The 13,517-nt window shown below is 72.2% G+C and carries 13 protein-coding genes; 12 read left to right on the forward strand and 1 reads right to left on the reverse strand.

What is annotated here, in order from left to right:
* Nucleotides 1-251: 251 nt before the first annotated feature.
* Genes AB0383_RS48035 through pip form a run of 3 tightly spaced genes read left to right on the forward strand, consistent with a single transcriptional unit; the run spans nt 252 to nt 2,125 of the window.
* Nucleotides 252-395 carry a hypothetical protein gene (locus tag AB0383_RS48035; RefSeq protein WP_366191228.1) on the forward strand — a complete coding sequence of 48 codons (144 nt, stop codon included), beginning with the start codon at nt 252-254 and terminating at the stop codon, nt 393-395.
* Nucleotides 392-1,141 (forward strand): ESX secretion-associated protein EspG, encoded by a 750-nt coding sequence (locus tag AB0383_RS48040; RefSeq protein ID WP_364189788.1) that lies wholly within the window; start codon nt 392-394, stop codon nt 1,139-1,141. The genes AB0383_RS48035 and AB0383_RS48040 overlap by 4 nt, the downstream gene beginning before the upstream one ends.
* A 42-nt stretch (nt 1,142-1,183) precedes the next feature.
* A complete protein-coding gene (gene pip / locus AB0383_RS48045; protein ID WP_366191266.1) occupies nt 1,184-2,125 on the forward strand; it encodes a prolyl aminopeptidase in 942 nt (313 codons plus the stop codon).
* Between the two features lie 95 nt (nt 2,126-2,220).
* On the opposite strand, the gene AB0383_RS48050 is transcribed toward pip, so the two are convergent.
* Nucleotides 2,221-3,420 carry a Glu/Leu/Phe/Val dehydrogenase dimerization domain-containing protein gene (locus AB0383_RS48050; protein ID WP_366191231.1) on the reverse strand — a complete coding sequence of 400 codons (1,200 nt, stop codon included), beginning with the start codon at nt 3,418-3,420 and terminating at the stop codon, nt 2,221-2,223.
* Nucleotides 3,421-3,540: 120 nt separating this feature from the next.
* Here AB0383_RS48050 and AB0383_RS48055 point away from each other — a divergent pair, with 120 nt between their 5' ends.
* The 9 genes from AB0383_RS48055 (at nt 3,541) to AB0383_RS48095 (ending at nt 13,495) form a co-directional block, all read left to right on the forward strand.
* Nucleotides 3,541-4,467, forward strand: coding sequence for a LysR family transcriptional regulator (locus AB0383_RS48055; protein WP_364189783.1), 927 nt, complete (start codon nt 3,541-3,543; stop codon nt 4,465-4,467).
* Nucleotides 4,468-4,645: 178 nt separating this feature from the next.
* Nucleotides 4,646-5,908, forward strand: coding sequence for a glutamate-cysteine ligase family protein (locus AB0383_RS48060; protein WP_364189781.1), 1,263 nt, complete (start codon nt 4,646-4,648; stop codon nt 5,906-5,908).
* The gene (egtB, locus tag AB0383_RS48065) at nt 5,905-7,254 is read left to right on the forward strand and encodes an ergothioneine biosynthesis protein EgtB (RefSeq protein WP_366191234.1); all 1,350 of its coding nucleotides are present in this window, start codon (nt 5,905-5,907) and stop codon (nt 7,252-7,254) included. Before AB0383_RS48060 ends, egtB begins: the two co-directional genes overlap by 4 nt.
* A gap of 5 nt (nt 7,255-7,259) precedes the next feature.
* Nucleotides 7,260-8,024, forward strand: a complete 765-nt coding sequence (gene egtC / locus AB0383_RS48070; protein ID WP_366191236.1) for an ergothioneine biosynthesis protein EgtC — start codon at nt 7,260-7,262, stop codon at nt 8,022-8,024.
* On the forward strand, nt 8,021-8,992 hold the full coding sequence (gene egtD, locus AB0383_RS48075) for an L-histidine N(alpha)-methyltransferase (RefSeq protein WP_364189772.1): 972 nt from the start codon (nt 8,021-8,023) through the stop codon (nt 8,990-8,992). The genes egtC and egtD overlap by 4 nt, the downstream gene beginning before the upstream one ends.
* Nucleotides 8,985-9,455 carry a nitroreductase family deazaflavin-dependent oxidoreductase gene (locus tag AB0383_RS48080; protein WP_364048815.1) on the forward strand — a complete coding sequence of 157 codons (471 nt, stop codon included), beginning with the start codon at nt 8,985-8,987 and terminating at the stop codon, nt 9,453-9,455. Before egtD ends, AB0383_RS48080 begins: the two co-directional genes overlap by 8 nt.
* Nucleotides 9,456-9,567: 112 nt before the next feature.
* On the forward strand, nt 9,568-10,716 hold the full coding sequence (locus AB0383_RS48085; protein ID WP_364189770.1) for an EfeM/EfeO family lipoprotein: 1,149 nt from the start codon (nt 9,568-9,570) through the stop codon (nt 10,714-10,716).
* Nucleotides 10,713-11,870 (forward strand): Dyp-type peroxidase, encoded by a 1,158-nt coding sequence (locus tag AB0383_RS48090; RefSeq protein WP_366191239.1) that lies wholly within the window; start codon nt 10,713-10,715, stop codon nt 11,868-11,870. Before AB0383_RS48085 ends, AB0383_RS48090 begins: the two co-directional genes overlap by 4 nt.
* Nucleotides 11,867-13,495, forward strand: a complete 1,629-nt coding sequence (locus AB0383_RS48095) for an alkaline phosphatase family protein (RefSeq protein ID WP_366191241.1) — start codon at nt 11,867-11,869, stop codon at nt 13,493-13,495. Before AB0383_RS48090 ends, AB0383_RS48095 begins: the two co-directional genes overlap by 4 nt.
* The last annotated feature ends 22 nt before the right edge of the window (nt 13,496-13,517 follow it).

Genomic DNA, 13,517 nt, shown 5'->3' on the forward strand with positions numbered 1-13,517 from the left:
CCCCCCCCCCCCCCCCCCCCGCCCAGCCCCCGCCGCCCGGCCCGCCCGGCGTCAGCGGGGGCCCCCCCGCGGGCGGCGCGGCCGGGCCCCCCCCCGGGCCCGCCGGCGGCACGGGGGGCGAAGCAGGCGCGGCAGAAGGCCGCGCGCTGCGTGGCGGTGCCAGTGCGCGGTCCGGCTTCGGTGGTCTGAACGCCGTCGCGGCCGAAGAAGCCGCTGCCGCGCGGGGCGCCGCCGGGAGCCGTGGGACGGCGATGGGACCCGCGGGCGCCGCAGGCCGCCGCGGGGAAGAAGAGGAGGACGCCGAGCACCGCCGTCCCGACTTCCTCGTCGAACCCGACCCGGACGCCCTCTTCGGCACCGACCAGCGGACGATCCCGCCGGTCATCGGCGAGTGACGGCGGTGGCCGGACGGGTCGACGTGCCGCTGGAGGCACTCGCGGCGCTCGCCGAGCGCGAGCAGGTCGGCTCGTTGCACGTGACGCTGCGCCCCGAACCGGTGTGGCTGTCGGACCTCGAACGCGAGGAGGCCGCCAAGCGGATCGACGACGCGCTCGCCGTGGCCGGCCTCGTCGACCGGCGCGGCCGCGCCACCGTCGAGTTCCTCGACTGGCTGCCGCTGCTGTCGCGGCCGGCGGAGGAGTACTACGGCTGGGTCGCCACGGGCGGGCGCACCTATGGCGTGCTCGTCGCCGCGAGCGGGCTGCAGGCGGTGCTCGCCGTGTCCGACGGCGAGCACGTGGGCGTGCAGGAGATCGACCGGCAGCTGCTGGTCGAGACGCTCGTGGAGCAGCTCCCGGTCGTCGGGGCCGGTGGCGGCGTCCCGCGTTCGGTCCGCGTCTCCGACCTCGCGGACGCCGCGCACCGCGGCGAGGACGCGTACCCGCTCGAACCCGAGCTGGCCGACGTCGTCAGCCTGGTGCAGCGCCCGGTCCACGGCAGCGGCGAGCTGTACGTCGCCCGCCGCGACGAAGTCGGCCGCCGCCTGTGCGCGGCCGAACCCCTGCACTACGCCGATACCGACTGGGGCCGCTACCTCAGCCACACCGCCGGCTCCGGCGCCGACGCCGTGATCCACCTCGGCCCCGCCACGCCCGCCCAGCTGTGCCGTGCGCTGCGGGAGCTGGCCGCGGACCTGCTCTGACCCGCCGGAAGGCTCCGTCGAAAAGGACGTGCCGTGCCTGGACTGCACCCCGAGACCACCCCGTACCGCACCGGAATGCTCGACGTCGGCGACGGCCACGCCGTGTACTGGGAGGAGTGCGGCAACCCCGCCGGAAAACCCGCCCTCGTCGTGCACGGCGGGCCCGGCAGCGGCTGCCTGCCGGCGCACCGGCGGTTCTTCGACCCCGATCGCTACCGTGTGGTGCTGTTCGACCAGCGCGGCTGCGGGCGCAGCACACCGCACGCGGGCGAACCCGTCGCCGACCTCTCGGCCAACACCACCCCGCACCTGCTCGCCGACATGGAACTGCTGCGGACGACGCTCGGCATCGGCACCTGGCTCCTGTTCGGCGGGTCCTGGGGGTCGGCGCTCTCGCTGCTGTACGCCGAACGCCACCCGGAGCGCGTCAGCGAGCTCGTGCTCCTCGGCTTGGCCACCGACCGGCAGGCCGAGCTGGACCTGCTCACGCGCGGGCTCGGCGCGGTGTTCCCGACGGCGTTCGCGAAGTTCCGCGCCGGCGTACCGGAGGCCGAGCGCGACGGTGATCTGGCCGGGGCGTACCACCGCCTGCTGATAAATCCCGACCCCGCCGTCCACGAAGCCGCCGCCCGGCGCTGGTGCGAGTGGGAAGACGCGATGCTCTCGATCGAACCGGCGGCGTCGCGGTTCACCGACCCCGCCTACCGGCTGGCGTTCGCGCGGCTCGTCACGCACTACTTCGCCAACGGCTGCTTCAGCGAGGACGGCGCCATCCTGCGCGACGCCGACCGGCTCGCGGGGATCCCGGCGGCGCTGGTCCAGGGCTCGCTCGACCTCGGCAACCTGGCCGGCACGCCGTGGCTGCTGGAACGGGCGCTGCCGGGCGCGCAGCTCCGGCTCGTCGGCGACTCCGGGCACACCACGGCCACCGGCTCGCTCAGCGAGGTCCTCGTCGGCGTGCTCGACCGGTTCGCCCGGTCCTGAGCTCCCCGAAGGTCTGGAACACCGGGAAGTTCCGCGCGGTGCCCCGCCCCGTCTCGGGGCACCGCGCGACCCCGGTCTCGAGGGGCTGCGGCCTGCTACGGGATGAGAAGGGCAGGCGCACCCTCGTTCGCCTGTGCCTCCACCGCCCGCGCGGCGCGGGTGGTCTCGGCCAGCTGCAGGCCGGTCACGCGCGGCGGCACGCGATCGAGGTTCCACTCGGCCAGCAGCAGCGCCACCTTCGCCTGCATCTCCGTGCGCAGGCGAAGGAACGAGTCGGCCGGGTCGGCGCCCACCTCGCCGAGCAGCAGCCACCACGCCCACGCGGCGGCCCCCGCGTTCGCGACGAAGTCCGGGATCACCGCGACACCCCGTGCGGACAGCGAAGCCTCGGCTTCGGACGTCGTCGCCGCGTTCGCGGCCTCCACCACGACTTTGGCCTTCACGAGGTTCTCGTTGTCCACGCGCAGCGCGTAGGAGATCGCGGCCGGCACGAGGATGTCGGCGTCGGTCGCCACGACCGCCTCGCGCGGCAGGGTGCGGACGCCTTCGGGCAGCCGCGAGCGGTCCACCTCGCCGAAGCGGTCGCGCAGGTCGAGCAGCGCCGGCACGTCGAGACCCTCGGGGTCGTACAGCGTGCCCGCCGCGTCGGCCACGGCGACGACCTTCACGCCGGCTTCGTGCAGGTACCACGCGGCGCCGCCGCCCATGGTGCCGATGCCCTGGATCGCGACGGTCGTTTCGGCCGCGTCCCAGCCCCACGCCGAGGCGGCGCCCAGGCAGGCCTGCGCCACGCCGTAGCCGCCGATCACGTCACCCAGCAGCAGACCGCCGGGCACGGGCGCGTTGAGCCCGGCCTGCACGCGCCGCAGCGTGCGCTCGGGATCGGCCGAACGGTGGAACGCGGCGTGGTAGGACTGCTGCAGCCCGAGCTTCTCGAACACGGAGTCGATGAGGTGCTGCGGCACGCCGAGGTCCTCGGCGGTCACCCAGCTGGCGTCGAGCCACGGGCGCAGGAACTCGCAGAACCGCGTGAGCACGCCGAACGCCCGTGGGTCCTTGGGGTCGAAGTCGATGCCGCCCTTGGCACCGCCGACGGGGAGGTTGAACGTGGCCGTCTTGTTCGCCATCCCGCGGGCGAGGTCCTCGACCTCGCCCATCGTGCAGCCCGCCCGCATCCGCGTGCCGCCCGTGGCGACGCCGGACACCAGGCTGTGCACGACCAGGTAGCCGTGCGCGCCGGTGACGGGGTCGGTCCACGTCAGCCTCATCAACGGTTCGGCGTTCTGCGGAAGCATCGAGCCACTCACCTCCAAGAGTCGGGGGCGGCCCTGCTCGACCGCCGCTTTCGAGGGTGCGGTCGCGACCGCCTTCGCGTCCAGTTAACGAAGCTGCACGAAGTTGTTTAGGGTTTCTGCATGGAGCTTTCGTTGCACCGCCTGCGGATGCTCCGGGAGCTGCGGCGCCGGGGGACGGTCACCGCTGCCGCGGTGTCGCTGCACTACACGGCTTCGGCCGTGTCGCAGCAGCTGGCGCAGCTCGAACGGGACGTGGGCGCGAAGTTGTTCGAACGACTGGGCCGGCGCGTGCAGCTCACCGAGCTCGGCGTGCTGCTCACCGAGCACGCCGAGGAGATCCTGGGCTCGGTCGAGCGCGCGACGCTGGCGCTGGAGGAAGCGCAGGGCTCGATGTCGGCGCGCCTCATCGCCGGGGTGTGGGCTTCGGTCGCGTCCGGATTGCTGCCCTCGGCGCTCACCGCGCTCGCCGCCGAGTATCCCGGGATCCAGCTGAAGACGCGGGAGCTGGCCCCCGAGGACACCGCGGAGGCGGTGCGCGACGGCACGCTCGACCTGTCGTTCGTGATCGACTACTCCGACGCGCCGACGAGGTGGGACAACGGGCTGGAACGCGCGGTGGTGGCCATCGAACGGCTGCACGCGGCGGTGCCGGCGGGCGCGTTCCCCGCCGGTTCGGTGTCGCTCGACGAGCTGGCCGAGCACCCGTGGATTCTCGCGAGCCCGAAGTCGCACTTCGGCCGCGCGATGCGCATGGCGTGCCACCGCCACGGCTTCTCGCCGAAGATCAACCACGAGGTCGAGGAGCAGTCCACGGCCATGGCCATGGTGGGCGCCGGCCTGGGGGTCACGCTCGTGTCCGACCTCGGGCTGCGGCTGCTGCGGCCGCCGGGCATAGACGTGGTCACGCTGACGACGCCGCTGCTGCGCACGGTGTCGATCGCCTACCGGCGCACCGAGATCCGGCGCCCGGCGTTGCATCTCGTGATCGGGGCCGTGCAGTCCGCGGCCGCGGAGCTCGGATTGGGCACCGAACCTGCCCTGCCCTGATCATCCGGACGGAGCAGCGCGGCGGAACTTCAGGACAAACGCCCAGGTCAGGAGTCCTTACGAGATTCTTGTGGATCTCGCACGCGTTCGCGGGCACCTGATTTTGTCGGACCCTCCGTGTAGCGTCCGAAGGCGAGAGGTCCCACCCCGCGGACCTCCTTGACTCGGACGGCGAACGATGACTGCGGTGCACGATTTTCCGGAGAAGTCCGGAAGTGCGTCGAACCTGACCGCACGGGTGCTTTCGGACCGCGCGGCCGGGGAGGCGTACGTCGCCTCGGTGTGTTTCAAGCACGGCCCACCGAGACTGCTGGGCGTGGAACTCGAGTTCACGGTGCACCACACCGAGGACCCGGCCCGCCCGCTCGATCCCGATGTCCTGGCCACGGCGCTCGGCCCGCACACCCCGCGGACACTGCGCCCCGACAGTCCGGCCACCCCGCTCCCGGCAGGCTCTCCCGTGAGCCTCGAGCCCGGGTGCCAGGTGGAGATCTCCGCTCTTCCTCAGGCCTCGCTGCCAGATCTGCTCGCAGCCGTCTCGGCCGACCTCTCCCATCTCGTCAGCCTGCTGGCCCGGCACGGACTCGTGCTCGGCGAGTCGGGCATCGACGCCCACCGCCGGCCCCGGCGCGCCCTGCGCACTCCTCGCTACGCCGCGATGGAGCGCCGGTTCGAGCCGATCGGCGAAGGCGGGATCACCATGATGTGCAGCACCGCCGGGCTGCAGATCTGCGTGGACACGGGAGAAGCCGACCAGGTCGCGGCGCGCTGGGAGGCGGCCCACGTGATGGGGCCGCCACTGCTCGCCGCGTTCGCCAATTCCCGGGTGCACGCCGGTCGCGACACGGGCCTCGAGTCCGCGCGCTGGCTCGCGGTGCTCAAGACCGAACCGGTTCGGACCCATTCGGCCGAGCCCGGTCCAGACCCCGCCGCCGACTGGGGCCGGCGGATGATGGACACGCCGTTGATGGTGCTGCCCCGCGGCGAGCGGCCGTGGGACGCGCCGGACGGGCTCACGTTCGCCGACTGGATCGACGGCCGCGGTGCGGCCGGGGTGCTGCGCCGCCCGACGGCGGAGGACCTCGACTACCACCTCACCACGATGTTCACCCCGGTGCGGCCCCACGGGTACCTGGAAATCCGGTACCTCGACGCCCAGCCGCCCGGCGAGTGGCTGCCCCCGGTCGCCCTCGTCTGGGCCCTGCTCGCCAGCCCGTCCACAGTGGACGAGGTGCGCCGGTTGTGCGCGCCGGTGGCGGGCCGCTGGGTCGACGCCGCGACCCGGGGCCTTGCCGACGACGCCATCGCCGCCGTCGCGCGCAAGCTCGTGGAGCTCGGCATCGCCGAGCTGCCCGCCACGGGCCTGCCGGCCGCAACCATCACGGAGATCACCGAGAGCGTGCGCACACGCGTGAACGGATCGAGGAGTCAGGAGCGATGAGCGTTACCCCGGAGCACAACCCGCTGCTGGAGCTGAGCCCGCAGAACCTGCGGGCCCACGCGGCCGAGTCCCTCACCCGGGCACGGGCGCGCAGCGTCGTCCTCACCGACGCCGTCGACGACGAGGACCTGGTCCGCCAGCACTCGAAGCTGATGTCGCCGCTGGTCTGGGACCTCGCGCACATCGGCAGCCAGGAAGAGCTGTGGCTGGTCCGCGACGTGGGCGGGCGCGAGCCGCTGCGCCCGGACATCGACGACCTCTACGACGCGTTCCAGCACGCGCGCGCCGACCGGCCGGCCCTGCCGCTGCTCGGCCCGGCCGAGGCCCGCGCCTACGTGCGCGAAGTCCGTGAGAAGGCGTTCGACGTTCTGGAGACCGCGCCGCTGGAGGGCAGCCGGCTCACCGAGAGCGCGTTCGCGTTCGGCATGATCACCCAGCACGAGCAGCAGCACGACGAGACCATGCTGGCCACTCACCAGCTGCGCAAGGGCGAGCCGGTGCTGCACGCGCCGGAGCCGCCGCCCGCGCGGGCGGGCCGGCTGCCCGCCGAGGTCTTCGTGCCGGCCGGCCGCTTCACCATGGGCACCACGGCCGAGCCGTGGGCGCTGGACAACGAGCGCCCGGCCCACGAGATCGACGTGCCGGCGTATTTCCTCGACACCGGCGCGGTCACGTGTGGGGCCTACGTCGAGTTCCTCGAGTCCGGTGGCTACGACGAGCGGCGGTTCTGGAGCGAGCCCGGCTGGGCGTATCGCCAAGAGCACGACATCACGGCGCCGCGCTTCTGGCACCGCGAGCCGGGTGGCTGGTGGCGCACGCGGTTCGGTGTCCACGAGCCGGTGCCCGTGAACGAGCCCGTGGTGCACGTGTCGTACTACGAGGCCGAGGCGTACGCCGCGTGGGCGGGCAAGCGGCTGCCCACCGAGGCGGAGTGGGAGAAGGCCGCGCGCCACGACCCGGCGACGGGCCGTTCGCGGCGCTTCCCCTGGGGCGACGAGGAACCGACGGCCGAGCACGCCAACCTCGGGCAGCGCCACCTGCGCGCGGCCGAGGCCGGGGCGTACCCGGCCGGGGCGTCGCCGCTGGGCGTGTACCAGCTGATCGGCGACGTGTGGGAGTGGACGAGCACCGACCTCCACGGCTACCCGGGGTTCGCGGCGTTCCCGTACCGGGAGTACTCGGAGGTGTTCTTCGGCCCGGAGTACAAGGTGCTGCGCGGGGGTTCGTTCGGCACGGACTCGGCGGCGATCCGCGGCACGTTCCGCAATTGGGACTACCCGATCCGGCGGCAGATCTTCTCCGGCTTCCGCTGCGCCCGTGACGCCCGGCCCGGCGAGGTGAGCTGAACGGCATGTGCCGGCACCTCGCGTACCTCGGCGCGCCGATCTCGCCCGCAGAACTCGTGTTCGCTGCGCCCCACGCGCTGCTCGTGCAGTCGTACGCGCCGCTCGACATGCGCGGCGGCGGCTCGGTCAACGCCGATGGTTTCGGCCTCGGCTGGTACCCCGAGTCCGGAGGCGCGCCGCAGCGCTACCGGCGCGAGTCTCCACTGTGGACGGACCAGACGCTGCCCGCGCTGGCCGCCTCGGTCTCGACCACCGCGTTCGTCGCCGCGGTCCGCAACGGCACCACCGGAATGCCGGTGACCGAGGCGGCCGCGGCGCCGTTCACCGACGGGCGGTGGCTGTTCAGCCACAACGGCGTGGTCCGCGGCTGGCCCGGTTCGATGGCCGGGCTGGCGAAGTCCCTCGACGTCACCGAGCTGCTCACGCTCGAGGCGCCGACCGACGCGGCGCTGCTGTGGGCGCTGCTGCGCGCCCGGCTTCGGGACGGAGCCGACCCGCTGGCCGCGGTCACCGACCTGATCGCCGAGGTCGAGGCCGCGGCCCCGGGTTCGCGGCTGAACTTCCTGCTGACCGACGGCGCCACGCTGATCGGCACCACGTGGACGCACTCGCTGTCGGTGCGGTCCGTGACCGGCGGTGTGGTGCTGGCGTCCGAGCCGTGTGACCCGGACCCGGCCTGGACCCCCGTTCCCGATCGCCACGCCGTGCGCGTCACCGCAGCCGGCGTCGAACTTCTTCCTCTGACCCTGGATCGGAGCACCACCTCATGACGGAAGTGGATCTCGAAAGCCATCGCCGCGACGTCGCGGGCGAGCTTCGCGCGGACGTGCGAGCGGGCCTGACGGCGGAGCAGAAGTGGTTGCCGCCCAAGTGGTTCTACGACGCCGAGGGCAGCGAGCTGTTCGAGAAGATCACCGAGCTGCCCGAGTACTACCCGACCCGCAGCGAGCGCGAGGTGCTCGCCGGGCGGGCCGGTGACGTCGCTCGGCTCACCGACGCGCACACGCTCGTCGAGCTGGGTTCCGGGTCCAGCGAGAAGACGAGGCTGCTGCTCGACGCGTTGACCGAGCACGGCACGCTCGAGTCGTTCGTGCCCCTGGACGTCTCGGAGTCGGCGCTGGCCGAAGCCGCCGAAGCGATCGCCGCGGACTACCCGAAATTGGAGGTGCGCGGCGTCGTCGGCGACTTCACCCAGCACCTGAACCTGCTGCCGGGCACCTCGCCACGCGTGGTGGCGTTCCTCGGCGGGACGATCGGCAACTTCCTGCCCGACGAGCGCGCCGTGTTCCTGCGCTCGGTGCGCGACGTGCTCGACGAGGGCGAGTGGCTCCTGCTGGGCACCGACCTCGTGAAGGACCGCGAAACGCTGGAGCGCGCCTACGACGACGCGGCCGGAGTCACCGCCGCCTTCAACGGCAACGTGCTCCGGGTCATCAACTCCCGGCTGGGGGCGAACTTCGACCTCGACACCTTCGAGCACGTTTCGCACTGGAACGCCGAGGACGAGTGGATCGAGATGTGGCTGCGCGCGCGTCGCGAGGTCACCGTCGACATCCCGGGTGCAGACCTGCAGGTGCACTTCGCCGCGGGCGAGCACATCCGCACAGAGATCTCGGCGAAGTTCCGCCGCACGGGCGTCGAGGCGGAGCTGGCCGCTGCCGGGTTCGCCGTCGAGCGCTGGTGGACGGACTCCCAGGACCGGTTCGGGGTGAGTTTGGCAAGATCTGTGCGTGCGTAACCCCCTCGAGCCCTTCGCTCGCAAGCTCGGTACCCGGCCCTTCGTGATGACGCTGTCGCGCGGCATCATCTGGACCGACCAGAAGCTGCACCGCTTCTTCGGGGGGCGGGTGAGCCTGGTCGGCATCGCGGGCCTGCCGTCGCTGCGGCTGACCACGACCGGGCGCAAGAGCGGGCTGCCGCGCAGCACGAACCTGCTGTACTTCCCGCACGGCGACGACTTCGTGCTCACGGGCTCGAACTGGGGCCGGCCGAACAACCCGGCTTGGACCTACAACCTGCGCGCGGATCCCAAAGCGACGGTCGGGATCCGCGCGCGGGTCGTGGAGGTCAAGGCCCGGGAGCTGGAAGGTGCGGAGTACGACCGCATGTGGTCCGAGCTGCTCGCGTTCTGGCCGGGCTACGAGATGGAACGCGTCGCGGCCGGGCGGCCGTTGCCGGTGTTCGTGTTGTCGCGAAGGTGACGGCGTAGGACAGACCGCGCCCCAAAAACGGGCATAACGGGGCAGAGCTCTTGTCAGGTGTGTGCGGATACGTGAAAGTGTTCGCCAGAAGTTCACCTGAGGGGAGTTGCCGGTGCGGCGGTGGCGCTGGGCGGCGGTGGCCGGTCTGGTCGTGGTCGCCGCCGGCGTCGTGGTGGTCGTCGTCGACCCGGCCGGACCGGATGCCGAGGCCGGGCCGATCGTGGTGTCGCGGTCGGGGTGCGGTGCGGGCTGGGTGGCGCCGCCCCCGGGCCCGCAGACGCTACAGGTGCGCAACACCGGCGCGGTGACCATGGAGGTCGAAGTCGTCGATCCCGGCACCGGCACCGTGTTCGGCGAGCTGGAGGGCGTGGGGTCCGGCACCACGCGAGCTCTGCCGGTGAACTTGGCCGACGGCGCGTACGCGCTGCGGTGCGCGCCGGAGGACGGCACTCCGTTCGTCGGGCCGGCGGTCCGCGTGAGCGGCGGCGCGCAGCGGCCCGGGCCCGCGGTCGTGCCCGTGACCAACGCCGACCTGCTGGAACCGCTGGAGAAGTACCACCGGTATGTGGCCGAAGGGCTCACTACACTGGCCGGGCAGACGGCCGCGCTCGACAACGCCGTCCACAGTGGAGACCGCGAGGCGAGCGAACGGGCCTGGCTCCGCGCACACCTGACCTACGAACGGCTCGGCGCGGCCTACGACGCTTTCGGCGACGCCGACGCGGCCGTCAACGGCATCACGGCGGGCCTGGCCGGCGGCGCGGCGGATCCGGGGTTCACCGGGTTCCACCGTCTCGAGAACGGCTTGTGGCACAACGAGGATCCGGCCGCGCTGGAGCCGGTGGCCAGACAGCTCGACACGGATGTGCGGCAGCTGCGCGCGGCGTTCGGCGACGCGCAGGTCGACCAGAACGACCTCGGCCTGCGCGCCCACGAGATCATGGAAAACACGCTGCAGTTCGAGCTCACCGGCCGCACCGACTACGGCAGCGGGAGCACACTCGCCACGGCCCAGGCCAACATCACCGGCACGCGCGCCGTGCTCGACGTGCTGCGGCCGTTGCTCGTCACCCGCTTCCCGGGGCTGGCGGACCTCGACGCGTGGCTCGATCGCACCGAACGCGATCTGCACTCGGCACCAGGCACGTCTCTGGCGAACCTGACGCAGGCCCGGCGCGAGAAGATCAACGCCGACGTCGCCGAGCTCACCGAGCGCCTCGCGCCGATCGCGGCGATCGCGGAACCGAGGAGGATCTCGTGACGTTCGGGCGGCGTGCGTTCTTGCGCGGGGCCGCGGCCGCCGGAGCCGGAGCGGGGCTCGTGGGCCTTGCCGGGAGTGCGTCGGCGACCGGGCCGGTGCCGTTCCACGGACCGCGCCAGGCTGCCGTACTCGCCGAGCCTGCGCGGCATTCGATCGTCGCGGCGTTCGACGTGGTGGCGGAGAACCGCCACGAGCTGACCGACCTGCTGCGCGAGCTGACCGGTCGCGCCGCGTTCCTCACCGCGGGCGGCGCACCGGCCGCGCTGGGGATCACCGGCCCGCCCGCCGACTCCGGCGTGCTCGGGCCCGAGGTGCCGGCGGGGGAGCTGGCGGTGCTGGTGGGCGTGGGCTCGTCGCTGTTCGACGACCGCTACGGCCTCGCCGCCCGCAAGCCGGCCAAGCTCAAGCCGATGCCGGTGTTCCCCGACGACGCCCTCGACCCGCGATGGTGCCACGGCGACCTGAGCCTGGTCCTCACCGCGGCCGAGCCCGACACCGTGCTGCACGCCCTGCGCGACCTCACCCGGGCCACGCGCGGCGGCATGCAAGTGCGCTGGAAGATCGACGGCTTCACCTCACCGCCGCGCCCGGCCGGCACACCCCGCAACCTCCTGGGGTTCAAGGACGGCACCGCCAACCCCCAGCCGTCCGAACTGGACCGTCTGGTGTGGACGGACGACGGCGGCAGCTACCAGGTCGTGCGGCTCATCCGGATGCTCGTGGAGTTCTGGGACCGGGTATCGCTGTCGGAGCAGGAGAACATGATCGGCCGGCGCCGCGACACCGGCGCGCCGCTCGACGGCGCCGGCGAACTCGACGTGCCGCGCTACGCGGAAGACCCCGTCGGCACCGTGATCCCGCTGACCAGCCACATCCGCCTCGCCAACCCGCGCACCCCGCGGACCGACGGCGAGCGGATCCTGCGGCGCGCGGTGAACTACGACCGCGGGGTGGACACCAACGGCAACCTCGACATGGGCCTGGTGTTCACCTGCTACCAGCGTGACCTCGAAAGCCAGTTCGAGGCGGTGCAGAAGCGGCTCGAAGGCGAGCCGCTCACGGACTACGTCTCGCCGTTCGGGGGCGGGTACTTCTACCTGCTCCCCGGCGTGACGGATCCGGCCGACCACTACGGCCGGACGTTGCTGGGATGAGCGGGAAGGGGCAGGTCGTGGGCAGGAGCAGGAGAAGGACCGCGCTGGCGGCCGGGGCGCTGGGCACGGCCGTGCTGATGGCGGCGGCGTGTGCGAGCAGCGCCGCGTCGCCGGCGGTGCCGGACAAGGCTGTGGACGCGGCGAGTTTCCCGACGACGTCACCGATCAAGCACGTCGTGGTGATCTTCGGCGAGAACATCTCGTTCGACCACTACTTCGGCACCTACCCGGACGCCACCAACGAGAACGGCACCCCGTTCCACGCTTTACCGCACACGCCGAAGGTCAACGGGTTGGACCACAGGCTGCTCACGGACAACCCCAACTCCTACAACCCGAAACGTCTCGGCCCCGACCAGGCGCTGACGTGCGACCAGGCCCACGACTACAACAAGGAACAGGCCGCCTTCAACGGCGGGAAGATGGACAAGTTCGTCGAGAACACCGAGAAGGACAAGTGCACGGGCCAGCCCGTGCTGTTCGGTGAGCCCGGCCTGGTGATGGACTACTTCGACGGCAACACCGTCACCGCGATGTGGAACTACGCCCAGCACTACGCGCTCAATGACAACTCGTTCGACGCCGTTTTCGGCCCGTCCAGCCCCGGCGCGATCAACCTGATCTCCGGCCAGACCCACGGCCTGCAGCCCGTGGACTCGGTCACGGGCGAGCCGAAGGTCGACCCGAACACCGCCGCCTCACCCGACGAGCACGGCGTCGGCACGATGATCACCGACCCCGACCCGGCTTTCGACGACTGCTCCGACAAGAACCACACCGCGACCGACAACCTCGGTGCCTTCCAGGGCCGCAACGTCGGTGACCTGCTCAACGCCAAGCACGTCACGTGGGGCTGGTTCGAGGGCGGCTTCAAGCCCACCGGCGCGGCCGGCGGATACGCGGTCTGCGGCACCCAGCACCCGAACGTCGGCGGGCAGGCCGCCGTGGACTACAGCCCGCACCACGAGCCGTTCCAGTACTACGAGTCGACCGCCAATGCGAAGCACCTGCCGCCGAGCTCGCTCCACGCCGTGGGCCAGACCGACCAGGCCAACCACCAGTACGACGTGAGCGACTTCGACGACGCGCTGCGCGCCGGCACCATGCCCGCGGTCAGCTTCCTCAAGGCACCGTCCTACCAGGACGGTCACGCCGGCTACTCCGACCCGATTGACGAGCAGGCGTTCGTGGTCTCGGAGATCAACCGCATCCAGTCCTCGCCGCACTGGCGCGACACCGCGATCGTGCTCGCCTACGACGACTCCGACGGCTGGTACGACCACGTGCCCGCGAAGATCGTGAACGGCTCGCACGACTCCGCCCAGGACTCGCCGGTGTGCACCTCGCACCCGGTACGCCTCGGCGGCTACGCCGACCGCTGCGGCTACGGCCCACGCCTGCCGCTGCTGGTGATCTCGCCCTACAGCCGGGCGAACCACGTCGACCACACCATGACCGACCAGACGTCGGTGCTGCGGTTCATCGAGGACAACTGGCGCCTCGGCCGCATCGGCGACGGCTCGTTCGACGCCCTGGCCGCGCCCCTGACCGGGATGTTCGACTTCTCGCACCCGAGCGCGAAGCCGCTGAAGCTCGATCCGAAAACGGGTGCCGTGGTCCGCTGAGGCGCAGCGGTCGGCTGGTGAA

The organism is Amycolatopsis sp. NPDC051373 (assembly GCF_040689465.1).
Classification (GTDB): domain Bacteria; phylum Actinomycetota; class Actinomycetes; order Mycobacteriales; family Pseudonocardiaceae; genus Amycolatopsis.